This is a genomic window from Streptomyces sp. NPDC093149 (genome assembly GCF_044754145.1).
Taxonomy (GTDB): domain Bacteria; phylum Actinomycetota; class Actinomycetes; order Streptomycetales; family Streptomycetaceae; genus Streptomyces.
Genome location: NZ_JBIVON010000009.1, coordinates 1 through 25471 on the forward strand (window position 1 = coordinate 1; position 25471 = coordinate 25471).

The window sequence follows — 25471 nt, forward strand, 5'->3', positions numbered from 1 at the left end:
GCGGGGAAGGCACAGCCAGTCGACTGTGCCGTCCCGGCAGACCAGGGCGGCGGTCTGCATGTCTCCGATAAGTGCGTAATCCTCGATGCGCCCGGCCACGTGCATCTCCAGTCGAACGGCCTTGTCACCCCGTAGGGCATTACTGCGGGTCAAGAGGTCGTCGCAAGGGGTTGTTGTGGGGGAACCTGCGTGCTCCGAACCTCGCCCGGAGCGAGTGTCCGAGCAGGATACGACGCACCCGGGTGATCTGCGCGACCGTCTCATCAACGGACCTGCGCCGAACGGGTGCGGTGTGAGGGGCTTGAGATGATCTTGTGTGGTGAGTGTGCGGGGTGTGGCCGGAAGCAGCCTCCCCTGGTCGCTGATACCCTGGTAGCCCGTGGACCGGTGGTCGTCCGCAACAGCGGACGAGGCCCCCGAACCGCAGCGACGGCACCTCCGGAACGACCGGACGGCAACGCCGGTACGCACCTCACGATCGCGACCACGGGAGCCCCCTTTGGCTATGCAGCCCACATCCACGACGACCAAGCACATCTTCGTCACCGGGGGTGTCGCCTCTTCCCTGGGCAAGGGTCTGACTGCCTCCAGCCTCGGCGCCCTGCTCAAGGCGCGCGGACTCCGGGTCACCATGCAGAAGCTCGACCCGTACCTGAACGTCGACCCGGGCACGATGAACCCGTTCCAGCACGGTGAGGTGTTCGTCACCAACGACGGCGCCGAGACCGACCTGGACATCGGCCACTACGAGCGCTTCCTCGACGTCGACCTCGACGGCTCCGCCAACGTCACCACCGGGCAGGTCTACTCCCAGGTGATCGCCAAGGAGCGGCGCGGCGAGTACCTAGGTGACACCGTGCAGGTCATCCCGCACATCACCAACGAGATCAAGCACCGCATCCGCCGCATGGCCACCGACGACGTCGATGTCGTCATCACCGAGGTCGGCGGCACGGTCGGGGACATCGAGTCGCTGCCGTTCCTGGAGACCGTGCGCCAGGTCCGCCACGAGGTCGGCCGGGACAACGTCTTCGTCGTGCACATCTCGCTGCTGCCCTACATCGGCCCGTCCGGCGAGCTCAAGACCAAGCCGACCCAGCACTCCGTCGCCGCGCTGCGCAACATCGGCATCCAGCCCGACGCCATCGTGCTCCGCGCCGACCGTGACGTGCCGACCGCCATCAAGCGCAAGATCTCGCTGATGTGCGACGTCGACGAGGCCGCCGTGGTGGCCTGCGTGGACGCCAAGTCGATCTACGACATCCCCAAGGTGCTGCACACCGAGGGCCTGGACGCCTATGTCGTGCGCAAGCTCGACCTGCCGTTCCGTGACGTCGACTGGACCACCTGGGACGACCTGCTGGACCGCGTCCACAACCCCGACCACGAGGTCACCGTCGCGCTCGTCGGCAAGTACATCGACCTGCCCGACGCCTATCTCTCGGTCACCGAGGCCATCCGGGCGGGCGGCTTCGCGAACAAGGCCCGGGTCAAGGTCAAGTGGGTCGCCTCCGACGACTGCAAGACCCCGGCCGGCGCCGCCAGGCAGCTCTCCGACGTGGACGCGATCTGCGTCCCGGGCGGCTTCGGCGACCGCGGTGTCAACGGCAAGATCGGCGCCATCCAGTACGCCCGTGAGAACAAGGTGCCGCTGCTCGGCCTCTGCCTCGGCCTCCAGTGCATCGTGATCGAGGCGGCGCGCAACCTCGCCGAGATCCCCGACGCCAACTCCACCGAGTTCGACGCCGCCACCGCGCACCCCGTCATCTCGACGATGGAGGAGCAGCTCGCGTACGTCGAGGGCGCGGGCGACCTGGGCGGCACCATGCGCCTCGGCCTGTACCCGGCGAAGCTCGCCGAGGGCTCGCTGGTCCGCGAGGCGTACGACGACCAGCCGTACGTGGAGGAGCGTCACCGCCACCGCTACGAGGTCAACAACGCCTACCGCGCCGAGCTGGAGAAGAAGGCCGGTCTGGTCTTCTCCGGCACCTCCCCGGACAACAAGCTCGTCGAGTACGTCGAGTACCCGCGCGAGATCCACCCCTACCTGGTCGCCACCCAGGCGCACCCGGAGCTCCGCTCCCGCCCGACCCGCCCGCACCCGCTCTTCGCGGGCCTGGTGAAGGCCGCCGTCGAGCGCAGGACGGGTGCCGGGGCCGGTGGCAAGCAGGCCGCCGCATCGGGCAAGTAGTCCGGCGGCGAACAGGCATTAACGTTGACCGGGGTACGGATCCACTGTGGATGCGTGCCCCGGTTTCTGTTCTTCGTGGGAGGACGTAGATGGGTTTCCAGGACACGCCCGAGGAGTGGCAGGTCACCGCGACCAAGACGCCCTTCACCGGCAACAAGACCAGCGTCCGCACCGATGAAGTGGTGATGCCCGACGGCACGGTCGTACGCCGCGACTACCAGGTCCACCCGGGTTCGGTCGCCGTGCTCGCGATCGACGAGGAGGACCGGGTCCTCGTGCTGCGGCAGTACCGCCACCCGGTGCGCCACAAGCTCTGGGAGATCCCGGCCGGACTGCTCGACATCCCCGGCGAGAACCCGCTGCACGCGGCGCAGCGCGAGCTCTACGAGGAGGCGTACGCCAAGGCCGAGGACTGGCGGGTGCTGACGGACGTCTACACCACGCCGGGCGGCTGCGACGAAGCCGTACGGATCTTCCTGGCCCGGAATCTCTCCGAGGCCGACGGGGAGCGCTACGAGGTCTCCGAGGAGGAGGCCGACATGGAGCTGGCCCGGGTGCCGCTCCAGGAGCTGGTGCGCGGGGTGCTCGCCGGGGATCTGCACAACAACTGCCTCGTGGTGGGTGTCCTCTCGCTCGCGGCGGTGCGCGCCGGTGACGGGATCGATTCCCTGCGTCCGGCCGAGGCGCCCTGGCCGGCCCGTCCGTTCGAGGTCTGACGACGGCAAGGACCGCTCGGGGTCCGGCCGTTCGACGGGCAGGCGCCGTCCGGGGAGGACCGGGCGGGGTGTCGCCCGGAGCCCGGTGGTCCGATCGGTGGCCTGACCGGCGGCTCGGCGGACCGCGGAACGGTTCACCGGCATCACCGACATCACCGAGATCTTCTGATCGGAAAAGATGCTGATCCGATCGGGGGACCTCTGCGCCATGCTCCACGGAATTCGTCCATACGCCTGAACTACGCTCGGAATGCCCTGACCGGAGTCCCGGCGGGCGATGCGTGCAGCGAAGTGGAGCGTGGCCCGTGACGGATCAGGCGGTGGACACCAGCGGCCCGGTTGAGGCAGCGGGAACCGAGGAGCCGTCCGGCGCCGCCCCACCCCGATTCTTCGGCCGCGAACGCGAGTTGAAGGCACTACGGGCCGACATCGAGCGGGCCGGACTGGACACCCTGGCCGGCCGCAAGGCCGCCCGCGCCCGGGTCCTGCTGATCGCCGGCCGTCCCGGTTCCGGACGCACCGCGCTCGCCGACGAACTCACCCGCCGGCTGCTCTCCACCGACGGCTACGCGGACGGACCGCTCAGGGCCCGGCTCACCGATCCCGGCGGCGCGCCGGTTCCCACCGAGCGCACCGCGCGGGAGCTGCTCGACCAGCTGGGCGTGACGGGGCCGCCCGGCGCGGACGGGGACGAGCTCTCCGAGCTGCTCCGCGAGGCGCTCGCCGGGCGCCGCACCCTGCTGCTCCTCGACGACGCCGTGGACGCGGAACAGGTCGACCCGCTGCTGCCGGACGACCCCGACTGCCTGGTCGTCGCCACCTCCGAGGGCCCGCTGACCGGCATCCCGGGCGTCCGCCCCTGCACCCTCGGCGGTCTGGACGCGGGCTCGGCGGTCCGGCTGCTCGCCCGGCTCATCGGCCAGGTCAGGATCACCGTCGACCCGCGGACCGCCGAGACCCTGGCCGAGGAGTGCGGTGGACTGCCGGCGGCCCTGGTGATGGTCGGAGGCTGGCTCGCCGCCCGTCCCATGGCCTCGGTCGCCGATGTCACCAAACAGCTGCGGGAACTGCCGGACGAGCCGGAGCAGTCCAACGGTGCCCGCCCGCTGGCCCGCGCCTTCCGGCTGGTCCACGACTCCCTGCCGGCGACCGCCGCCCGGATACTGCGCCTGCTCGCGCTCGCTCCCGCCGGGCTCGCCGACGCGCACACCGCCTCCGCGCTGGCCGGCTGTTCCGTCTCGGCCGCCCGGTCGACCCTCGACGACTTCGTGGCCCTGGGGCTGCTGCGCACCGACGGGGCGGACGAGCCGCAGTACGAGGTGCCCGGCTGCCTCGCCCCGTTGCTGGGGGCGCTCCTGGGGGCCAGGGACCGGCCGACGGAGATCCAGCTGGCCAGGGCCCGGATGCTGGAGCGGACCGTACGGCTGTTGCAGTCCTGCCGGGCGGTCACCGACCCCGAGGGCTCCCCGGCCCGCCGCAAGCTCGCCGGGCTGCCGCGTTCGCTGCGCTTCTCCGGCCCCGACGCGGCCGCCGCATGGCTGCGAATGCGCCGGCCCGCGCTGCTGGCCTCGGCCAGAATCGCCGTCGAGGACGGTGAACTCGACACTCTGGCAAGGAGGTTGGTGGCGGCTCTGGTGCGGGCGCTGGCCGTGCATCAGGGCACCGAGGCCGCCGCGCCCGACCTGTACGGGCTGCACGGTCTGGTCCTGGCCGTCGCCGAACGGCGCGATCTGCCGCGCGAGCGGGCCGCCGCACTGCTCAACCTCGCCGACCTCGATGCGAGGACCGGCCGTACGCGGGAGGCGCTGGCCCGCTACCGCGCCGCGCTGGACGCCGGACGGGCCGCGAAGGACCCGTACGCCACCGGCCGCGCGATGGAATCCGTAGGCGGCGCCTACGCCGAGCTGGGGGACTTCCAGCGGGCCTCCGACTGGTACGGCCGGGCGCTGGCGCAGCGGCTCACCCAGGGCGAGCGGGCCGACGAGGCGCGGTTGTACGGGCGGCTCGGCGCCGTCCACACCTATGCGGGGCGGTACGGCGAGGCGCTGCGGAACTGGCGCGCCGCCGCCGCCGGGTACCGCAGGCTCGGCGATGTCCCGGCCCAGGCGCGGGCGCTGAGCGAGGCCGCCCGGGTGCAGGAGTACGCGGGCCGCCCGCGCGAATCGCTGCACACCTGCCAGGAGGCCGTTCAGTGGGCCAGGCGGGCGGGGGACGTACGGCTGCAGGCGGCGCTGGAGCTGCGGCTGGCCGACACCCTCGAACGGCTCGGCGACCCGGCTGCGGCCCGGCTGCACAGGGGTCTGGCCGACAGATTGCTGGGCGAGAAGGGTGCAACCTGCGAAATCCGCAGTGCGGTCACTGAAAAATAATGCTTTGTAAGGCTAGACAGTGAGAAGTCCTTCATTAAACTGGCTGTACCGCGTGTGCTCGCGGTATCTCCATTTACGCAGTGTCTATCCGGATATGTGTAGCTGTGTCCGGGTAACCCTCTGAGTCAAGGACCGTGATCGACGTGAAGGTCGGCATCCCCCGCGAAGTCAAGAACAACGAGTTCCGCGTGGCGATCACGCCTGCCGGTGTGAACGAGCTCGTCCGCCACGGCCATCAGGTCGTCGTCGAGGAGAACGCCGGGGCCGGCTCCTCCATCACGGACGAGGAGTACATCGCCGCCGGAGCGCAGATACTCGCCACCGCCGACGAGGTCTGGGCCGCCGCCGACCTGCTGCTCAAGGTCAAGGAGCCGGTCGCCGAGGAGTACCACCGCCTCCGCAAGGACCAGACGCTCTTCACGTACCTGCACCTCGCCGCCTCCCGCGAGTGCACGGACGCGCTGCTGGAGTCGGGCACCACGGCCATCGCGTACGAGACGGTCGAGACCGCGAACCGCGCGCTGCCGCTGCTCGCCCCGATGTCCGAGGTCGCGGGCCGGCTGGCCCCGCAGGTCGGCGCCTACCACCTGATGCGCTCGGCCGGTGGCCGCGGCGTGCTGCCGGGCGGGGTCCCCGGCACGGCGGCCGGCAAGGCCGTCGTCATCGGCGGCGGTGTCTCGGGCTGGAACGCCACGCAGATCGCCGTCGGCCTCGGCTTCCACGTCACGCTGCTCGACAAGGACATCAACAAGCTGCGCGAGGCCGACAAGATCTTCGGCACCAAGGTGCAGACGGTCGTCTCCAACGCCTTCGAGCTGGAGAAGGCCGTCGTCGAGGCCGACCTCGTCGTCGGTGCCGTGCTCATCCCGGGCGCGAAGGCCCCGAAGCTCGTCACCAACGAGCTCGTCGCCAAGATGAAGCCCGGAAGTGTACTTGTCGACATTGCGATCGATCAGGGTGGCTGCTTCGAGGACTCCCACCCGACGACCCACGCCGAGCCGACCTTCATGGTCCACAACTCGGTCTTCTACTGCGTCGCGAACATGCCCGGCGCGGTGCCGAACACCTCCACGTACGCACTCACCAACGCCACGCTGCCGTACATCGTGGAGCTCGCCAACCGTGGCTGGGTCGAGGCGCTGCGCCGTGACGCCGCACTGGCCAAGGGGCTCAACACCCATGACGGACAGGTCGTTTACCGCGAGGTGGCCGAGGCGCACGGTCTGCCGCACGTCGAGCTGAGCTCGCTCCTCGGCTGACGGGTCAACATCTTCCGTCAACCCCATGAGTCCGGCCGGACCTTGCCGAGCAAGGTCCGGCCGGACTCATGTCGGGCCCCGTGGGGTCCCCGCGCAACTCGTCTCGAACGTAACCCTTCAACCGATTCGTGCACCTGTTAAAAGTGTGCGCCGGTGGCTGCGTGCCCTTGACAGGGAGGTGTTCGATTGCCGACACATCGGGCCGGGTCCGGCGGATTGTGTTGCTGCGGAGCGGTGACACGCCATAGAGTCGCCAATCGTCGGCATGGTGCCACGCTGACCTATCGATAAGTTTCCTGGTCACATCCAAGGAGGTAAGACGACTTGTGAATGAGTCGACATTTACTCCCGGGGGTGTTCAACCAGGGATGCCTGCACGGGGCCAGAGCCCGAACGGGCTGGAGGCTGTCGGCTCCGTCGCTGTCCGCACCTTCGCCACCCACCAGCACATGACGACAGCCCCCCAGATGATGGACGGCCTACACGTGAACGCCATGGCCGGCAACGAGAGTGGCCGAGACACCGCCCACTTCGCCGACTTCGACGAGGTGCCCCAGGGGCACTTCTACGACCCCGACGCCGAGTACGAGCCCGATCCGGAGTACGCGGCCACCCTCGCGCCCGACGCTGCCCGACAGCGCCGCGAGCGGATCGGCCCGACCGGTCGGCCCCTGCCCTATTTCCCGATCCCGGGTCCGCTGACCGACCACGGTCCCGCGAAGATCATCGCGATGTGCAACCAGAAGGGCGGCGTCGGCAAGACCACGTCGACCATCAACCTGGGTGCCGCACTCGCGGAGTACGGACGTCGCGTCCTGCTCGTCGACTTCGATCCGCAGGGAGCCCTGTCGGTCGGGCTCGGCGTCAACCCGATGGAGCTCGACCTCACGGTCTACAACCTGCTCATGGAGCGGGGCATGTCGGCCGACGAGGTCCTGCTGAAGACCGCGGTCCCGAACATGGACCTGCTGCCCAGCAACATCGACCTGTCGGCTGCGGAGGTGCAGCTGGTGAGCGAGGTCGCCCGGGAATCCACGCTGCAGCGCGCCCTGAAGCCGCTGATGGCCGACTACGACTACATCGTGATCGACTGTCAGCCGTCGCTGGGCCTGCTCACCGTGAACGCCCTGACGGCGGCCCACAAGGTCATAGTGCCGCTCGAATGCGAGTTCTTCGCGCTGCGCGGTGTGGCCCTGCTCACCGAGACCATCGAGAAGGTCCAGGAGCGCCTCAACCCGGATCTGGAGCTCGACGGCATCCTCGCCACCATGTACGACTCCCGTACGGTGCACAGCCGCGAGGTCCTCGCACGCGTCGTCGAGGCCTTCGACGACCACGTGTACCACACGGTCATCGGGCGCACCGTGCGTTTCCCGGAGACCACGGTCGCGGGTGAGCCCATCACCACGTACGCCTCCAACTCGGTCGGTGCCGCCGCCTATCGCCAGCTCGCCAGGGAGGTGCTCGCCCGGTGTCACGCCGAGTGAGTCTGCCCGGGGCCGACGAACTGTTCCGTACCACCGGGGGGATGGGTCTGCAGGCCTCGTCCCCCGCGGACCGGCGACGCAAGGCGAACGGCGAGGCCCGGGTGCCCGGTCCGGCCGGTGAGAGCGAGACCGGGGCCGACGGGCCGGCTGCGGGCACGACGGAGACCGGAACCGCTGCCGCCGCGCGGGAGGAGCACTCCGCGGCGGACGCCGACGCGGGGGAACCGCGCAGCCGCGGCGGCGACCGGGCCGCGGTGGCGGGACAGCCGGGGCGCAGGCCCCAGCAGTCCCCGCCGTCCGCGCAGTCGCCGGCGCCGTCGTCCGCGCAGGAGGCGGTTCCCGCCGTCCAGCAGCAGCGCAGGCGTGGCGGCGGGCGCGGGGCGAACCGGCGGCCCAGCGGCCGTGAGCGCCACGACGAGAAGATCACCGTCTATGTCTCCGCCGAGGAACTGATGGACCTCGAACACGCGCGTCTCGTGCTGCGCGGGGAGCACGGGCTCGCGGTCGACCGCGGACGGATCGTCCGCGAGGCCGTCGCGGTGGTCCTCGCGGACCTGGAGTCGCGGGGCGACGCGAGCATCCTCGTACGGCGGCTGCGCGGCCGCTGACGGGCGGGGCGCCGGTAGCCTGCCCGGGGTGCCGCCGTCGGCCGAGCGGCCCGGCCCCTTCCGTGCGGGCCTTCGCCCGCCGCCCGTATCCCGTTTGCCCCTGGACCCTCATGCCGACGAACGACAAGCCCGCCCGCACCTCTCGCCGCCCCTTGGGCCGGGGTCCGGGCGGTCGGCCTGCTCCGGCACCTGCGGTGTCCGGGGGCGGCGACGGCGAACCCGCCGTAGTGCCGCTTCCCGGCACCGATGAGGCGTCCCCGGCCCCGTCGCCGTCGGATGCGGCGGCGGCCGGGCCTGCCGGGACCGAGGGGTCCCGGGATCCCGCACCGCCTGCCGAGCCCGTCGCGACGGTGCCACCGGGCCCGTCCCCCGAGCCGGCCGACGACGGGCGGTTCACCGTGCGGCTGGCGAACTTCGAGGGGCCGTTCGATCTGCTGCTGCAGCTCATCTCCAAGCACAAGCTGGATGTGACCGAAGTCGCGCTGTCCAAGGTCACCGACGAGTTCATGGCCCATATCCGGGCCATGGGGCCGGACTGGGACCTGGACCAGACCACCGAGTTCCTCGTCGTCGCCGCCACCCTGCTCGACCTGAAGGCCGCCCGTCTGCTGCCCGCGGCGGAGGTGGAGGACGAGGCGGATCTGGCGCTGCTCGAAGCGCGTGACCTGCTCTTCGCCCGGCTGCTCCAGTACCGTGCGTACAAACGCATCGCGGAGATCTTCAGCGACCGGCTGGAGTCGGAGGGGCGGCGCTTCCCGCGGACCGTGGGCCTGGAGCCGCACCACGCCGAGCTGCTGCCCGAGGTCGTCATCAGGATCGGAGCGGAGAAGTTCGCCGAACTGGCCGCGCGGGCGATGCAGCCGAAGCCCGAGCCGCAGGTGTACGTCGACCACATCCACGCGCCGCTGGTCAGCGTGCGGGAGCAGGCCGAGATCGTGGTGGCCCGGCTGCGCGGGGGCGGGGAGATCAGCTTCCGGGTGCTCACCGAGGACGCGTCGGACACCCTCACTGTCGTCGCCCGGTTCCTCGCGCTGCTGGAGCTGTACCGGGAGAAGGCCGTGGCGCTGGACCAGGACGAGGCGCTCGGGGAGCTCCTGGTGCGCTGGGCCGGGGGAGAGGGGGCCGGGCCCGTCATGACGGACGAGTTCGACACCGAGGTGACCGGGGCGCAGGACGTCCGGGAGGATGGGAAGGCATGAGTCAGCAGGACACCACGGGTTCCCCCGTCGCGGATCTCGATCTCAAGCCCGCGCTGGAGGCCGTCCTCATGGTCGTCGACGAGCCCGCCACGGAGGAACACCTCGCCAAGGTGCTGGAACGGCCCCGCAGGGCCGTCGCCGACGCGCTGCGCGAGCTGGCCGACGAGTACACCGTGCAGCGCCGCGGGTTCGACCTGCGGCTGGTCGCGGGCGGCTGGCGCTTCTACACGCGCCCGGAGTACGCGGCGGCCGTCGAGGGCTTCGTCCTGGACGGCCAGCAGGCGCGTCTCACGCAGGCGGCGCTGGAGACCCTCGCGGTGGTCGCGTACCGTCAACCGGTCAGCAGGTCGAGGGTCTCCGCGGTCCGCGGCGTGAACTGTGACGGGGTCATGCGGACCCTGCTGCAGCGGGGCCTCGTCGAGGAAGCGGGCGCGGAACCCGAAACAGGTGCGATCCTGTACAGGACGACGAACTACTTTCTGGAGCGGATGGGCCTGCGTGGCCTGGATGAGCTCCCGGAGCTCGCGCCCTTCCTCCCCGAGGCGGACGCGATCGAGGCCGAGACGCAAGAGGGTGTGCCGTCGTTCGATCCGGACGCACCGGACACCCCGGAAACTCACGCAGACGACAAGACGGAATTTTGATGCGAAGCAGTGGCAGGAACAGCGGAAGCGGCAGCGGCAGGAGCGGCGGCAACCGGAATCCCCGGGGTGCCGGCGCCGGGCGCGACGGCAAGCAGGAGCAGCGTCCTCGTCGGCCCCGGCCCGAGGAGCGCCGCTACGACGTGGGCGCCACCGGCGAGAAGAGCGGCGACGGTCCCCGCAAGGGCCGCGGCGCCGCGGCCCGCGGCGGTGCCAAGGGCGGTCCGAAGCCCGCACAGTCCGGTGGCGGCCGGAGCGGCGGCGCGCGTCGCCAGGGCGCCCCGTCCCGTCCGCGTGAGCTCGACGCCAAGATCGAGCAGCGCAACCGGGACAGGTACGCGAACAAGCCCGACATCAGGACGCCCAAGACCTTCCCGGGCGCCGAGCAGGAGGGCGAGCGGCTCCAGAAGGTCCTCGCCAGGGCCGGCATGGGCTCGCGCCGCGCGTGCGAGGAACTGATCGAGCAGGCCCGCGTCGAGGTCAACGGCGAGATCGTCGTCGAGCAGGGCATGCGCGTCGATGTGCACAAGGACGAGATCAAGGTCGACGGTCTGACCGTCGCCGCGCAGTCGTACCTCTTCTTCGCGCTGAACAAGCCAGCCGGTGTCGTCTCCTCGATGGAGGACCCGGACGGCCGTCAGTGCCTCGGCGACTACGTCACCAACCGTGAGACGCGGCTCTTCCACGTCGGCCGGCTGGACACCGAGACCGAGGGCATCATCATGCTCACCAACCACGGCGAGCTGGCCCACCGCCTGACCCACCCCAAGTACGGGGTGAAGAAGACCTACCTGGCCGCCATCCAGGGACCGCTCCCGCGCGACCTGGGCAAGCGGCTCAAGGACGGCATCCAGCTGGAGGACGGCTACGCCCGCGCCGACCACTTCCGGGTCGTCGAGAACACCGGCAAGAACTACCTGGTCGAGGTGACCCTCCACGAGGGCCGCAAGCACATCGTCCGCCGGATGCTGGCCGAGGCCGGCTTCCCGGTCGAGCGGCTCGTACGGACGTCCTTCGGGCCGATCCCGCTGGGCGACCAGAAGTCCGGCTGGCTGCGCCGTCTCACCAACACCGAGGTCGGCATGCTGATGCGCGAGGTCGGCCTGTAACAGCCTGGTGCACTCTCCATCGTGCACCAGCCGTAGGACCGTCCGGGCGCTCCGCCCCGGCTCCGTCCGCTCCACGGCCCGCGGCCGGTTCCTGCTTTCGATTTTCGAACAGGAACCGGCCGCGGGCCTTTTGCTGCGACTGTTCCACCTTTATAGTCAGACTGACTATTAAGGAGGCGGGAGTGAGTCTCGCGGATGTCCTCGATCCCCTGCAACAGCCCCTGGTGACGGTCCTCGACACCCCGGTCAGCTGGACCGAGGTGCTCGGTTTCGGCAGCGGGGCGCTGTGCGTGTGGCTCGTGGCCCGCCAGCACCTCGCCAACTGGCCGATCGGCATCGCCAACAACCTCTTCTTCATCCTGCTGTTCGCCCAGTCCGGCCTGTACGCCGACGCCGGACTCCAGATCGTCTTCATCGCCCTTGCCGCGTACGGCTGGTGGACCTGGACCCACGGGGGTGGACCAGGGACGCCGGACCTGCCGGTGCGGCGCACCTCGCGCACCGAATGGACCTGGCTGCTCGCGGCAGGGGTGGTGGGGACCCTCGCCCTCACCGTCCTGCTCGACCACGCCACCGACTCGACCGTGCCCTTCTGGGACGCCCTGACGACCGCGCTGTCGCTGACGGCGACGTACGGGCAGTGCAGGAAGCTCGTCGAGTCGTGGTGGCTCTGGATCGCCGCCGATGTGGTGTACATCCCGCTGTACGCGTACAAGGAGCTCTATCTGACCTCGCTGCTGTACGTCGGCTTCCTGACGCTGTGCCTGATCGGCCTGAGCAACTGGCGGCGAGATCTCGCCGGTCGGCGGCCCGCGGAGGTGGCGGCGGCAACCGGGTACGAGGTCGGCGCGGGCCGGGGGCGTGGGGGGTCGCTGTGAGCGGTCGGTTTCCACGGGGCGGCGGCGCGAAGCGCTTCGCGCACGGGCTCGTCCTCGGCAAGTTCTACCCGCCGCACGCCGGCCACCACCACCTCGTCCGCACCGCGCAGGACCGCTGCGAGCGGCTGACCGTCCTGGTGTGTGCCGCCTCCGTCGAATCCATACCGCTCGCCGACCGCGTGGCCTGGATGCGGGAGGTGCACCCGGACGCACGGGTCGTGGGCGCCGTCGACGACGTCCACATGGACCTCCACGACCCGGCGATCTGGGACGCGCACATGGCCGTCTTCACCGAGGCCGTGCCCGAACCGGTGGACGCCGTCTTCACCTCGGAGTCGTACGGGGACGAACTGGCCCGCAGATTCGGTGCCGAGTCCGTCTGCGTCGACCCCGACCGCACGGTCTTCCCGGTCTCCGGCACCGCCGTCCGCGAGGACCCGGTCGGCTGCTGGGACTTCCTCGAACCGCCCGTACGGGCCGCGCTCACCCGCCGGATCGTCGTCCTCGGCGCGGAATCCACCGGCACCACGACGACGGCCCGCGCCCTCGCCGACCACTACCGGCGGCGTGGCGGTGTCTGGGCGCGGACCCGATGCGTCGACGAGTACGGACGGGAGTTCAGCGAACAGAAGCTGGCCGCGCTGCGTGCCCGGTGGCCCGGGGCCCAGTGGGAGGACGTCGCCTTCAGCACCGACGACTTCCCGCTGATCGCCGAGAAGCAGAACGCCGAGGAGGAGGCGGCCGCGCGCACCGGGTCGCCGGTGCTCTTCTGCGACACGGACTCCTTCGCCACCACCGTCTGGCACGAGCGGTACATCGGCGGACGCAACCCGCTCGTCGAGGAGACCGCCGACCGGGTCGCCCACCATCTGTGGCTGCTCACCGACCACGAGGGGGTTCCCTTCGAGGACGACGGGCTGCGCGACGGCGAGGAGCTGCGGCCCTGGATGACCGACCGGTTCCGGGCCGAACTCGCCCGTACCGGAAGGGAGTTCATCGAGCTCACCGGAACCCGTGAGGAGCGCCTGGCCACCGCCGTCGCCGCTGTCGACACCCTGCTCGCCGCCGGCTGGGACTTCGCCGCCCCCCTCCCGGAGCACCGATGAACGCCAATGCCCCCGCAGGCTACGACCCGTACGCCTTCGAACCCTTCGCGGTCACCGTCGACCTCGCCGTCTTCACGGTCCGCGACACCCGGCTGCACGTCCTGCTCGTCGAACGGGGCGAGGACCCCTACAAGGGCCACTGGGCACTGCCCGGCGGCTTCGTCCAGCCGCGCGAGTCCGCCGAGGACGCCGCCCGGCGGGAGCTCGCCGAGGAGACCGGCCTCACCGAGGGCACCGTCTCCGCCCTCCACCTGGAGCAGGTGCGCACCTACAGCGCGCCGGACCGCGACCCGAGGATGCGGGTCGTCTCGGTCGCCTACGCCGCACTCGTACCCGACCTGCCCGAACCCCGTGGCGGCGGAGACGCCGCCAGCGCCCAGTGGTGGGACGTCCGAACCGTCGGCCCGCTCGCCTTCGACCACGACCACATCCTCGCCGACGCACACGACCGCATCGGCGCCAGACTCGAATACAGCTGCCTGGCCACCGCCTTCTGCCCGCCCGAATTCACCCTGGGAGAGCTCCAGCAGGTGTACGAGACGGTCTGGGGAGTCGAGCTGGACCGGCCCAACTTCCGGCGCAAGGTCCTCACCACGCCCGGCTTCGTGCAGGCCGTGGAGGGTCCGCCGCGCCGCACCGGCGGACGGGGGAAACCGGCCGCTCTCTACCGGGCGGGCGCCGCCACCGCACTGCACCCTCCACTCCTGAGACCGGAAGGAAGAACCTCGTGATCGTGACCAGGACCATCACCAAACAGGCCGCCACCGGCGCACTGACCGGGCTCGCGCTCGGCGATGCACTGGGCTTCCCGACCGAGTTCAACAACGTGCCGTCGATCCTCGCCAAGTGCGGGCCGTGGCGCCGGATGCGGCTGCCGAAACCGGCGATCGTCACCGACGACACCCAGATGACACTGGCCCTGGGGAGGGGCATCCGGACCGCCATGGACCGAGGGCTGCTCACCGCGCTGCGGCTGACCCGCCCGGTCCGTGAGGAGTTCGTCGACTGGTACCACTCGCCCGACAACAACCGTGCCCCCGGCCGCACCTGCATGACCGCCTGCCGCCTGCTCGACAGCGACCGGCTCTGGCAGGAGGCCAGCCAGACCGGGTCCAAGGGCTGCGGCGCCAACATGCGGGTCGCGCCGGTCGGACTCGTGCCGGGGCTGAGCGACGAACAGCGCTCCGGCGCCGCCCAGTTGCAGGCGGCCCTCACCCATGGGCACCCGACGGCGCTCGCCGCGTCCGATCTGATGGCCCGAGCGGTGTACCTGCTGGCACAGGGGGCGGAGCCGAGGGGTCTGATCGGGCAACTGCGCAGATACGCGTACGAGAACAGCAGCCGCTACCTCACGCGCTGGCTCGGCGACCTCTGGCGGTACGCGGGCGACTCCTCGCCGGAGCTGTACATCCAGCGGGGCTGGGACGAATGCCTTGCCGCCCTGGCCCGTGTCCAGGACGCGCTGCGCGACCCGTCCCCGGAGACCGACCCCTGCGAGGCGACCGGCGACGGGTGGATCGCCGAGGAGGCCCTGGCCACGGCCCTGCACTGCTTCCTGCTCTTCCCCGACGAGCCCGTCACCGCGCTGCGCCGCGCCGCCTGCACCCGGGGCGACTCGGACTCCCTCGGCTGCCTGACCGGCGCGCTCGCCGGGGCGCACCTGGGCGCGGGGGCCTGGCCCAAGGAGTGGGCGGAGCGGATCGAGTACCGGAGCGATCTGCTCTCGCTGGGGGCGCTCTGGGACGCTTGATCCATGCAAGGCAAAACGACGCGCCCAGAGGAAGCCAGGCTGCCGGTCACGGACTTCGGCCCGGTGCTCGCCGGGGAACGCCACCCGCTGCTGTTCGCCACGGTCTCCGGGGCGCATCTGTACGGGTTTCCGTCCAGGGACTCGGATGTGGACCTTCGGGGGGTCCATCTCCTGCCCGCGGAAGAACTCGTCGGACTGCGCCGGCCCGAGGAGACACGCTCGCGGATGTGGGACCGGGACGGGGTCGAGATGGACCTCGTCACCCACGATCTGCGGAAGTTCGTCCGGCTGATGCTGAAGCCGAACGGCTACGTGCTGGAGCAGTTGCTGTCTCCGCTGGTCGTGCACACGAGTGACCTGCACGCGGAACTGAGGGATCTGGCGCCCGGTGTGCTCACCCGGCAGCACGCCCATCACTACCGGGGATTCGCCCGTACCCAGTGGCGGCTCTTCGAGAAGTCCGGCGAGCTGAAGCCGTTGCTGTACACGTTCCGGGCGCTGCTCACCGGGGTCCACCTGATGCGCAGCGGTGAGGTGTGCGCCCATCTGCCGACGCTCATCGGGGAGGTGGCTGCTCCGGCATATCTGCCCGGGCTGATCGACGCGAAGGCCGGGGCCGAGCACGGTGTCGCAGAGTGTGCGGACGGTAGGGCGGTGTCCCGGGACGTCGAGATGCTGCACGGGGTGCTCGACGAGGCGCAGGCGGCATCGGGACTTCCCGAGGTGGCCGGCGGCTTCGACGCGCTGCACGATCTAGTGGTGCGCGCACGGTTGCGGGGGCGGGCGTCTTCGAGGTGTTGACCGGACCACGGGGTGATGCACCGGAGGCGTGTGCATCACCTCTCCGGTCCGGCCGCCACTCGTTGCGTATCCGAGCCGCCACCGTCATCACCGCATTCCTTGAGGACAAGCCCGCACCCCTGCCGAACTCCCCGACCCGCGAAGAGATCCCCGCCTTCCTGCGCGACCACGGATGAAGACCCCTGCAGCCCGTCTCCCGCATCGGCGGGCGAACGCTCGAAGCCGCCTGGCCCTGCGTCAGGTGCGACCACGGAGTGTTCACCTGAGGGACGGCCTCTTGGTCCGGAAAAGCCGCAGGACGGCGGACGGGTTCGACTCCGCACGCTTCCACGAGGTGCGGGCTCCGCTGCCCGCATCGCCGTGGGGAGCGCCGAGGGCCGTGCACCGGAACCGGATCAGCAGGAAGGGGTGCTGAGGCCCCGTCGGGCCGTTCAGCTCTCCTCGGGCCGGAGCGCGGACGCCCGGCGGGTGCGGATCAGGAAGTCCTCCACCCGGGCCCGGTCCGGTTCGGGCGGCAGCGGTGAGGAGGTGACCGCCGCGTCGTTCTCCTCGGCCAGGTGGGTCATACGGCGTTCGACCTCCGCCCAGGGCACCTCGCCGCGCTTCACCGCCAGCAGTTCCTCCCGGGCCGGGCCCACCTCGATCGTGAGCTCGCCCGTGCGCAGCAGATCCCGGCAACTGGTCAGCAGCCGCAACAGATGCATGGCGTGCTTCCAGCGCGGCTCCCCGTACTGCCGTCGGTCCGCCTCCAGCTTTCTGCGTTGGCCCAGCGCGTACCGGACGAAGGTCTGATGGGCCAGCCGGGACAGGAACGCCGCCCGCAGGGAAAGGAGTTCACCGCCCACCGCGTCGATGTGTTCCACCAGCGGCGAGTGCAGGCACTCCAGAACATTGGGGTTGGCCCGCAGGGCCAGCTCGCAGAAGCGCTCCAGCTCCCAGGAGAACTGCTCCTGTGCCGGACCCTCGATGTGCGTCGGTGGCTTGTCGAACCGCCAGAACAGCGGGGTCGGCGCGAGGAAGACGCCGCGCCGGTCGGTGTCGCTGTCCTCCGTGGCGAGCCCGAACGCGCGTGAGCCCATCACACAGGAGTAGACCGTGTGGTCGCGTACGAGCGCCACGGGGTCGGGGGTGATCATGCCCGCGAGGGTACGTGAGCGAAAAGATGTTGCCCCGGACTTCTTCCGGTGCCACGATCGCCGCCATGACGATGATCGGAAAGGCACGCCGCGCCCCCCTCCGGTGAGCGCGATGACGACACCTCCGTACCCCAGAGAAGAAGCAACCGCTCTGCACACCAGGTATGCACACCTTCCGTACCCGGCCCGGATGCGGGCCATCGCCGAACACACCCGCTCCCTGGACGACGCCGCCTACCGCGCCGCGCAACGGGCCCTCGACCGAGGGGACCCCGAGGAACGCCGACTGGCACTGTTCCTGGCCGTCGTCCGCCGCGACCTCGACGCGGTCGCCCGGGCACTCACGGATCCGCTGCTCAGACCGCGCGCCCTGGCCGCCGCGATCCGGCTTCCGGTCGACGAACAGGTCCTGACAGAACTGGCGTTGGGCGACCTGAGGGACGTACGCCACCACACCTACCGGATCCTCCGGCTGTCGGGCCGGTCCGCACTCGCCGACCGGCTGCTGCCCCGCGTGCACGCACGGCACGGCGACGAGGACGCGGCCCGGCTGCTTCCCGCCTGCACGCCCTGCACCGCCGAACAGTGGCTGCCACGGCTGGTCCAGGTGCCGCCCGGCGTCCTGCACGCCCTCGCCCGGACCGCACCGGCCGCACTCGCCGCCCATCTCGCCGACCGGCTGCCCGCGAAGAACGCCGAACGGTCCGAACCCAGGGGTCTGCGGGCACGCAGCACATTTTTGGTGACCCGCCTCGGCACCCGCGATCCGTCGGCCGGGATGCTGCTGCTCGACCGGGCCCCGCATCTGGTCACCGGTACGACGATGGCCGCACTGCTGCGCGACCCCGCCGCCGTACTGGCCTCACTGCGCCGAACCGGCGCTGCACGCCTGCCCCTGGCCGCGCAGCCGCTGCCGCGGCGGGCGCTGAGCGCCCTCGCCTCCTGCGCGCCGGAGGACATCGCCCTGCTCGCGAGTGTCCTGCGCGTCGAATCCCCCAGGGGGCCGGCGTCCTTGGGGGCGTACGAGGCCCCCGAGCCGCTGCTCGCCCTGCTGCCCCCGGCGCAACGGCGGCGCGTGGTCGAATCGCGATCGGGCGACGGACTCACCGACTGGCGGGGCGAACTCGGCGGCGTCGCCGCCCTCGCACCCGCCGACAGGGCGGAGATCGCCACACGCTGGCTGACCGGACGGGCCGGGCGCCGCACCTACCCGTGCACCTTCGTCTCGGCCCTGCTCCCGCTGCCAGACGGCGAGCCGCGCCTGCGCGAACTCGCCACCGCGCACCGCCCGTACGACCGGGCAGCGGCCTGGCCCGCCCTCCTGGTCTGTGCCGCGCTGCACGGGGATCCAAAGGAGTATGCGCGTGTCCTCACCACCTGCGAACGGGCCTGGCACGACCAGGAGGAGGTGCGCCGGGCGACCCTGGCCGCGGCCGGCGCCGTCCCGGAGGCATTGCTGGACGCGGCACCGTACGCGGCTCTGCGCGATGCCGCGATGACCACGGTGCAGTCCCGCGACTCGACCCGGGCGTCGCTCCTGGCCGCCGAGGAATGGCTGCGGCGCACGGCGGTGAGCGCAGCCCGCAACGGCGACCTGCACCGGGCCGAAGCGGTCATCGGCCTGCTGCTCCGGGTCCTCGCCGACCCGCGCGGCCCCGGAACCGTCCGGCCGCTGCCGCTGGGCAGGGACGCGGCTGTCGGTGTGTGGCAGCTCGGAGGCCCGATGGCGGAGCGCACGCTCGTGTGCTTCGCGGCCCTGTTCGTGCGTCATCTGCCCTACATCCCCGCCCTGGACGAGGCGATCGGCCGGGCGGCACGGGACCTGTCGGGCGGAAAGCACGCCCGGCAGGCGGCCGAACTGTGGCTCGCGGACCCGGTCACCCGGGAGCGCCGCTGCGCCGAACTCCTTGCCGCAGCGCCCACGTCGGTCGTCGTGCCCGTCGTCTGGCGCACCCTCGCCCGGCGCCGTACCGACCTGCTCGACACCGTGATGGGATCGGGACTGCCACCGCGCTGGGTGCCAAGGATGCGCCGGAGCGTCCTGGGTCGCTGGCTGCCGCGTCAGCGCACCGCACTCGACGCGCAGCTGGCGCGTGTCGCCACCGACGACGAGGCACCCCTGCCGGAACGGACCGACGCCGCCGTCCTCTGGGGCGAGACGGACGGTCTGCGCGCGCTGGCGGGGACGGCGCCGCAGCCCGTCGCCGCGGCCGCACTCACCGCGCTCGGGGAGCGCGCCGCGGACAGCGGTGGTGCCCAGGCCCATACCGAAACCCTGGACTTCCTGCTCGGACACGCCGGGCAGGGAGGGGTACGGGGGCGGGCCGCGATGACCGGTGTGCGGGCCCTGCTCGGCACGGTGCCCGACGAGGGGGCCGTGGCGCTGCTCAGCCGGGTCGTCAGGGACGTCACCGGGTCCGTCGGCAGCCGGAAGGCGGCGGTGCGCGGGCTGGCCGAACGGTCCTCCCCGGCGGCGTTCGCGGCCGTGCTGGCCGGATGGGACGTACCCGGACAGCACCGGGACGTCCACGCCACGATGGCCGGGGTGCTCGCGACCCGTATGGATGCGGCCGGTGTCGCGGAGCGGGTCACGGCGCAACTGCATCATGCGGCGGTGCGCGAACGGGTGATGGCGGCGCGGCCCGACCGGCCGTCGGCCGCCGACGCCCTGGCGGGATTCCTCGCGCACACGGTGGCCACGGGCGAGTCGGTGTCCGCGGCGGCCGCCGCCCACGCGCTCCTCGGCACGGCGGGAACCGCCCCTGCCCGCGACGCCGTCGCCGCCGCGGTGACCGACAGCGGCCGCCCGAGCGGGGTCCGCAGCGAGGCGGCGCGCCTGCTGTGCGCGTGGGCGACCACCGGGGAGGGGCGGTCGGCGCTCAAGGGCGCACTCGACGCGGTGGTGAACCAGACCGGTTCCGCGGACGGGGAGGAGCGGTGGGACGCGTTGTTCGTCCTCGACTCGCTGAAACGGGACTTCCCACCGCGCCCGGTCGCCGCCCTGGACACCGTCACCGAGGCGCTCCGGGAAGCGGGGCTCGTCCGCACCGCGTCCGGGGTGGCACTCGCGGCGGCCCTCGCGTCGCTGACGGAGGTGGACGAGGCGGACCAGGTGGACGAGTCGGCGCCGGCGGAGGCGGCCGGGGGAGCGGTCGGAGCGGCGGTCGAGCGGTGGGACCGGTGGCTGGCCCTCGCGGGGGAGCGGCCGGGTTCCCTCGACGCCATCCGGTACGACCGGCGGGGGCCGCGGAAGGCACTGCCGCTCGCGGCGATCGGCACGGTGGTGGCCGCGCTGCGGGCGCGGGGATCGGCCGTCGCGGGGCTGGCCGCCGTGGAGCTGGTGGTGCGGGCGGGAGGGCACACCCGGTGGGCGGCCCCCTGGCCGGACGAGCTGTCCGCACTGAAGGGCAGCGCACATCCGGACGTCGCGGAGGCGGCGCTCCTGGCCGATGTCCGCCGGAGCCGTCGGACGAGCGCCGGTTGACCGGAAGCGCCGGAGGCGCCGCCTGGGCCACCGGCGCCGACCACCACGGCGCCGGCGCCCCGTCTCACCGACAGAGCACGCAGGCGGGACTTTCGAAACACGCCCTAGGCTGATCACGCGGAAAGATCACGCAAACGGACAGCAGGCGTGGCACGCACGAAGAAGCGAGGAGCACGACGTGGCGGTACGAGCGGTCCGTGGAGCCGTCCAACTGGAACGGGACGAGGCCGGACACATGGGCGAGCGGGTCAGTGCCCTGCTCACCGCCGTCCTGGAGCGCAACAGCCTCGTCGCGGACGATCTGATCAGCATCTGGTTCACGGCCACCCCCGATCTGCACAGCGACTTCCCGGCCGCCGCGGCACGCGGGATCGGTATCGTCGACGTACCGCTCATCTGCGCCCAGGAGCTGGACGTCGTGGGCGCGATGCCCCGGGTGGTGCGCATCCTCGCGCACGTCGAGACGTACCTCCCCAAGTCCGAGATCGCACACGTGTACCTCGGAGCCACCGCCGCCCTCCGCAAGGACATCGCCCAGTGAGAACCGCCCTCGTCATCGGAACGGGCCTCGTCGGCACCTCCGCGGCCCTCGCCCTGGCCGGGCGCGGCATCCATGTCCACCTCGTCGACCAGGACCCCGAGTCGGCCCGTACCGCGGCCGCGCTCGGCGCCGGTACGGACCAGGCGCCCGAGGGCCCCGTCGACCTGGCGATCATCGCCGTGCCGCCCGCCCATGTGGCCTCGGTCCTGGCCGCGGCCATGCGGGACGGCGTCGCCCGCGGCTACCTCGACGTCGCCAGCGTCAAGGGCGGCCCGCGCCGTGAGCTGGAGGAACACGGCGTCGACCTCACCCCGTACATCGGTACGCACCCCATGGCCGGGAAGGAGCGATCCGGACCCCTCGCCGCCACCGCGGACCTCTTCGAGGGCCGTCCCTGGGTCCTCACCCCGACCCGGGACACCGACACCGAGGTCCTGAACCTCGCCCTGGAACTGGTGGCCCTCTGCCGTGCCGTCCCCGTCGTCATGGACGCCGACGCGCACGACCGGGCCGTCGCCCTGGTCTCGCACACCCCGCAGCTGATCTCGTCGATGGTCGCCGCTCGTCTGGAGGAGGCCGACGAGACGGCCGTACGTCTCTGCGGCCAGGGCATCAGGGACGTCACCCGGATCGCCGCTTCCGACCCCCGGATGTGGGTGGAGATCCTCTCCGCCAATCCCGGGCCGGTCGCCGACGTACTGGCCGGGGTCGCCGCCGATCTGGACGAGACGGTACGGGCGCTGCGCGGTCTGCAGTCCGGTGACGACGACAGGCGCCGCGAAGGCACCGAAGGCATCGAGGACGTCCTGCGTCGCGGCAACGCGGGACGGGTCCGGGTGCCCGGCAAGCACGGGACGGCCCCCACCTCGTACGAGATCGTGTCCGTGCTCATCAGCGACCGGCCGGGCGAACTGGCCGGGATCTTCGCCGATGCCGGACGGGCCGGGGTCAACGTCGAGGACGTCCGCATCGAGCACGCCACCGGGCAGCAGGCCGGCCTGGTCCAGCTGATGGTCGAGCCGAGCGCGGTCGCCGGGCTGAGCGCGGCGCTGCGCGAGCGGGGCTGGTCGCTGCGCCAGTAGGCCCCGGGAGGCGGGCCCGCGAGGAGGTTGTCCACAGGGGTGCAGAGGACCCCTCCGGCACTCGGTAACCTTGTGCGGGGCGGGTTCGCGCGTCCCCGTCCCGCCCACCCCGAGTACCAGGAAGGTGTCCACCACCGTGGAAACCGCAAGCGCCGCCGCCCGGACGGCCCCGGCCGCAGTGATCGTCGCCATCGACGGGCCCTCCGGCACCGGCAAGTCCAGCACGTCCAAGGCCGTAGCCGCTCAGCTCGGCCTGAGCTACCTGGACACCGGCGCCCAGTACCGGGCGATCACCTGGTGGATGCTGAACAACGGCATCGACGTGCAGGACGCGATGGAGGTGGCGACCGCCGCCGCCAAGCCGGTCATCGTCTCCGGTACGGATCCGGCCGCCCCGACCATCACCGTCGACGGCGAGGACGCCTCGGGCCCGATCCGTACCCAGGAGGTCACCTCCAAGGTCAGCGCCGTCAGCGCGGTCCCCGAGGTGCGCACCCGGATCACCGAGCTGCAGCGCACCATCGCTGCCTCGGCCGAGCGGGGCATAGTGGTCGAGGGCCGTGACATCGGGACCACCGTGCTGCCCGACGCCGACCTGAAGATCTTCCTCACCGCGTCGCCGGAGGCGCGTGCCGCCCGCCGCAGCTCGGAGGTGAAGGGCTCCGATCTCGCCGCCACCAGGGAGGCGCTGATCAAGCGGGACGCGGCCGACTCCGGCCGCAAGACCTCCCCGCTGGCCAAGGCGGACGACGCCGTCGAGGTGGACACCACCGAGCTGACCCTTCAGCAGGTCATCGAGTGTGTCGTCACCCTCGTCGAGGAGAAGCGGGCCGCGAAGTGACCCGAGCCACGGGCTCGCCCACGCCGCGCGGCGCGGCGGTGGGGCGCGGGATCGGCATCGGGCTGATGTACGGGCTGTGGAAGCCCCGCGTCCTCGGTGCGTGGCGGGTCCCCGCCTCCGGACCCGTCATACTCGCGGTGAACCACTCCCACAACATCGACGGTCCGATGCTGATGGGCACCGCGCCCCGGCCCGTCCACTTCCTGATCAAGAAAGAGGCGTTCGTCGGCCCGCTCGACCCGTTCCTGCGCGGCATCGGTCAGCTGAAGGTGGACCGTACGACCGCCGACCGCACCGCCATCACCGACGCCCTCGGCGTGCTGAAGAGCGGCGGGGTGCTCGGGATCTTCCCCGAGGGCACCAGGGGCGATGGCGACTTCGCCTCGCTGCGTGCCGGGCTGGCGTACTTCGCGGTTCGCAGCGGGGCGCCGATCGTGCCCGTGGCCGTACTGGGAAGCACCGAGCGCCGCGGACGGTTGATATCGGCACTGCCGCCGTTGCGCAGCCGGGTCGACGTCGTCTTCGGCGATGCCTTCGTCGCGCAGGAGGGGGCGGGCAGCTCGGACAAGGGCGGTGGCGGGCGGCGGACACGCAAGGCGCTGGACGAGGCGACGGTGCGGATCCAGGCCCGGCTGACCGCCCACCTGGACGAGGCCAGGCGTTTCACCGGGCGTAGGTAAGACTTGAGTAGTGGGCCGCGTGGTCGTGGCCCATCGATGATGATGCAAAGAGGAACGGACTTCATGAACGACCAGATTCACTCCGACGGCTCGGACCACGAGCACGGAGCGCTTGGCGACGCCGAGTACGCGGAGTTCATGGAGCTCGCCGCGGAGGAGGGCTTCGACGCCGAAGAGGTCGAAGGCGCGATCGGGGAGGCCGGTCACGGACCGCTGCCCGTGCTCGCCGTCGTCGGCCGCCCCAATGTCGGCAAGTCGACGCTGGTGAACCGGATCATCGGCCGCCGCGAGGCGGTCGTCGAGGACAAGCCCGGAGTCACCCGTGACCGCGTCACCTACGAGGCCGAGTGGGCGGGCCGCCGCTTCAAGGTCGTCGACACCGGCGGCTGGGAGCAGGACGTGCTGGGCATCGACGCCTCCGTCGCCGCCCAGGCCGAGTACGCGATCGAGGCCGCCGACGCGGTCGTCTTCGTGGTCGACTCGACCGTCGGCGCCACCGACACCGACGAGGCCGTCGTCAAGCTGCTGCGCCGGGCCGGCAAGCCCGTCGTGCTGTGCGCCAACAAGGTCGACGGCCAGAGCGGAGAGGCGGACGCCACCGCGCTCTGGTCGCTGGGCCTCGGCGAGCCGCACCCGGTCTCCTCGCTGCACGGGCGCGGCACGGGCGACCTGCTCGACGCCGTACTCGAAGCGCTTCCGGAGGCCCCGGCACAGCGCTTCGGCACCGTGATCGGCGGACCGCGCCGGATCGCGCTGATCGGCCGTCCGAACGTCGGCAAGTCCTCGCTGCTGAACAAGGTGGCGAACGAGGACCGCGTCGTCGTCAACGAGCTCGCGGGTACCACCCGTGACCCGGTCGACGAGCTGATCGAGCTCGGCGGCATCACCTGGAAGTTCATCGACACGGCCGGTATCCGCCGCCGTGTCCACCTCCAGGAGGGCGCGGACTACTACGCCTCGCTGCGTACCGCCGCCGCCGTGGAGAAGGCCGAGGTCGCCGTCGTCCTGATCGACGCCGCCGAGTCCATCAGCGTCCAGGACCAGCGCATCGTCACCATGGCCGTGGAGGCCGGGCGTGCCCTGGTGATCGCGTACAACAAGTGGGACACCCTCGACGAGGAGCGCCGCTACTACCTGGAGCGCGAGATCGAGACGGAGCTCGCGCAGGTCGCATGGGCCCCGCGGGTCAACGTCTCCGCGGTCACCGGCCGTCACATGGAGAAGCTGGTTCCGGCGATCGAGACCGCCCTCGCCGGCTGGGAGTCCCGCGTCCCCACCGGTCGGCTGAACGCCTTCCTCGGTGAGATCGTCGCCTCGCACCCGCACCCCGTCCGCGGCGGCAAGCAGCCCAGGATCCTCTTCGGCACCCAGGCGGGCACCAAGCCGCCGCGCTTCGTGCTGTTCGCCTCGGGCTTCCTGGAGCACGGCTACCGGCGCTTCGTGGAGCGCCGCCTGCGCGAGGAGTTCGGCTTCGAGGGCACCCCGATCCACATCTCGGTGCGGGTGCGCGAGAAGCGCGGCCGCAACAAGTAGTACGCAAGGGCCCGGGAAAGAGCCCCGGACCGTTCCGCAGCCGGAACGGTCCGGGGCTCT

General features: G+C 71.6%; 21 protein-coding genes. 20 read left to right on the forward strand and 1 reads right to left on the reverse strand.

Annotated elements, in window-relative coordinates:
* Positions 1-505 precede the first annotated feature (505 nt).
* The 14 genes from ACIQCZ_RS25450 to ACIQCZ_RS25515 all read left to right on the forward strand — a co-directional run bounded on the left by ACIQCZ_RS25450 (position 506) and on the right by ACIQCZ_RS25515 (position 16114).
* Positions 506-2191 (forward strand): CTP synthase, encoded by a 1686-nt coding sequence (locus tag ACIQCZ_RS25450; protein ID WP_402285100.1) that lies wholly within the window; start codon positions 506-508, stop codon positions 2189-2191.
* Between the two features lie 89 nt (positions 2192-2280).
* Complete coding sequence (locus ACIQCZ_RS25455; RefSeq protein WP_351085806.1) at positions 2281-2907, forward strand: NUDIX hydrolase; 627 nt, start codon at positions 2281-2283, stop codon at positions 2905-2907.
* A gap of 305 nt (positions 2908-3212) precedes the next feature.
* Positions 3213-5276, forward strand: coding sequence for a tetratricopeptide repeat protein (locus ACIQCZ_RS25460; RefSeq protein ID WP_402285103.1), 2064 nt, complete (start codon positions 3213-3215; stop codon positions 5274-5276).
* Positions 5277-5419: 143 nt separating this feature from the next.
* Positions 5420-6535 (forward strand): alanine dehydrogenase, encoded by a 1116-nt coding sequence (gene ald / locus ACIQCZ_RS25465; RefSeq protein ID WP_391740456.1) that lies wholly within the window; start codon positions 5420-5422, stop codon positions 6533-6535.
* A 368-nt stretch (positions 6536-6903) separates the two neighbouring features.
* Positions 6904-8022, forward strand: coding sequence for a ParA family protein (locus ACIQCZ_RS25470; RefSeq protein WP_351074738.1), 1119 nt, complete (start codon positions 6904-6906; stop codon positions 8020-8022).
* Positions 8019-8630: a hypothetical protein gene (locus ACIQCZ_RS25475; RefSeq protein WP_402285627.1), complete on the forward strand. Its 612-nt coding sequence runs from the start codon at positions 8019-8021 to the stop codon at positions 8628-8630. Before ACIQCZ_RS25470 ends, ACIQCZ_RS25475 begins: the two co-directional genes overlap by 4 nt.
* Positions 8631-8740: 110 nt before the next feature.
* Positions 8741-9829, forward strand: a complete 1089-nt coding sequence (locus ACIQCZ_RS25480) for a segregation/condensation protein A (RefSeq protein ID WP_402285105.1) — start codon at positions 8741-8743, stop codon at positions 9827-9829.
* Positions 9826-10473: an SMC-Scp complex subunit ScpB gene (scpB, locus tag ACIQCZ_RS25485; protein WP_402285107.1), complete on the forward strand. Its 648-nt coding sequence runs from the start codon at positions 9826-9828 to the stop codon at positions 10471-10473. Before ACIQCZ_RS25480 ends, scpB begins: the two co-directional genes overlap by 4 nt.
* Positions 10473-11579: a pseudouridine synthase gene (locus tag ACIQCZ_RS25490; RefSeq protein WP_402285108.1), complete on the forward strand. Its 1107-nt coding sequence runs from the start codon at positions 10473-10475 to the stop codon at positions 11577-11579. Before scpB ends, ACIQCZ_RS25490 begins: the two co-directional genes overlap by 1 nt.
* Before the next feature lie 182 nt (positions 11580-11761).
* Entirely contained in the window at positions 11762-12457 is a 696-nt protein-coding gene (gene pnuC, locus ACIQCZ_RS25495; RefSeq protein WP_402285110.1) for a nicotinamide riboside transporter PnuC, read from the forward strand.
* A complete protein-coding gene (locus ACIQCZ_RS25500) occupies positions 12454-13563 on the forward strand; it encodes an AAA family ATPase (protein WP_402285111.1) in 1110 nt (369 codons plus the stop codon). Before pnuC ends, ACIQCZ_RS25500 begins: the two co-directional genes overlap by 4 nt.
* A complete protein-coding gene (locus ACIQCZ_RS25505) occupies positions 13560-14294 on the forward strand; it encodes an NUDIX hydrolase (protein WP_402285113.1) in 735 nt (244 codons plus the stop codon). Before ACIQCZ_RS25500 ends, ACIQCZ_RS25505 begins: the two co-directional genes overlap by 4 nt.
* On the forward strand, positions 14291-15313 hold the full coding sequence (locus ACIQCZ_RS25510) for an ADP-ribosylglycohydrolase family protein (protein WP_402285115.1): 1023 nt from the start codon (positions 14291-14293) through the stop codon (positions 15311-15313). Before ACIQCZ_RS25505 ends, ACIQCZ_RS25510 begins: the two co-directional genes overlap by 4 nt.
* A 3-nt stretch (positions 15314-15316) precedes the next feature.
* A complete protein-coding gene (locus tag ACIQCZ_RS25515) occupies positions 15317-16114 on the forward strand; it encodes a DNA polymerase beta superfamily protein (protein ID WP_402285117.1) in 798 nt (265 codons plus the stop codon).
* Between the two features lie 431 nt (positions 16115-16545).
* Here ACIQCZ_RS25515 and ACIQCZ_RS25520 read toward each other — a convergent pair whose 3' ends face one another.
* A complete protein-coding gene (locus ACIQCZ_RS25520) occupies positions 16546-17250 on the reverse strand; it encodes a DNA polymerase beta superfamily protein (RefSeq protein ID WP_402285119.1) in 705 nt (234 codons plus the stop codon).
* A gap of 112 nt (positions 17251-17362) precedes the next feature.
* On the opposite strand from ACIQCZ_RS25520, the gene ACIQCZ_RS25525 reads away from it, so the two are divergent.
* The 6 genes from ACIQCZ_RS25525 to der all read left to right on the forward strand — a co-directional run bounded on the left by ACIQCZ_RS25525 (position 17363) and on the right by der (position 25411).
* Positions 17363-20734: a hypothetical protein gene (locus ACIQCZ_RS25525; RefSeq protein ID WP_402285121.1), complete on the forward strand. Its 3372-nt coding sequence runs from the start codon at positions 17363-17365 to the stop codon at positions 20732-20734.
* Positions 20735-20912: 178 nt separating this feature from the next.
* Positions 20913-21275 (forward strand): chorismate mutase, encoded by a 363-nt coding sequence (gene aroH, locus ACIQCZ_RS25530; protein WP_351074760.1) that lies wholly within the window; start codon positions 20913-20915, stop codon positions 21273-21275.
* A complete protein-coding gene (locus ACIQCZ_RS25535; protein ID WP_402285123.1) occupies positions 21272-22357 on the forward strand; it encodes a prephenate dehydrogenase in 1086 nt (361 codons plus the stop codon). The genes aroH and ACIQCZ_RS25535 overlap by 4 nt, the downstream gene beginning before the upstream one ends.
* Before the next feature lie 124 nt (positions 22358-22481).
* Complete coding sequence (gene cmk, locus ACIQCZ_RS25540) at positions 22482-23198, forward strand: (d)CMP kinase (protein ID WP_376221433.1); 717 nt, start codon at positions 22482-22484, stop codon at positions 23196-23198.
* The gene (locus ACIQCZ_RS25545; RefSeq protein ID WP_402285126.1) at positions 23195-23878 is read left to right on the forward strand and encodes a lysophospholipid acyltransferase family protein; all 684 of its coding nucleotides are present in this window, start codon (positions 23195-23197) and stop codon (positions 23876-23878) included. The genes cmk and ACIQCZ_RS25545 overlap by 4 nt, the downstream gene beginning before the upstream one ends.
* 63 nt (positions 23879-23941) lie before the next feature.
* Positions 23942-25411 carry a ribosome biogenesis GTPase Der gene (der, locus tag ACIQCZ_RS25550; RefSeq protein ID WP_351074767.1) on the forward strand — a complete coding sequence of 490 codons (1470 nt, stop codon included), beginning with the start codon at positions 23942-23944 and terminating at the stop codon, positions 25409-25411.
* The last annotated feature ends 60 nt before the right edge of the window (positions 25412-25471 follow it).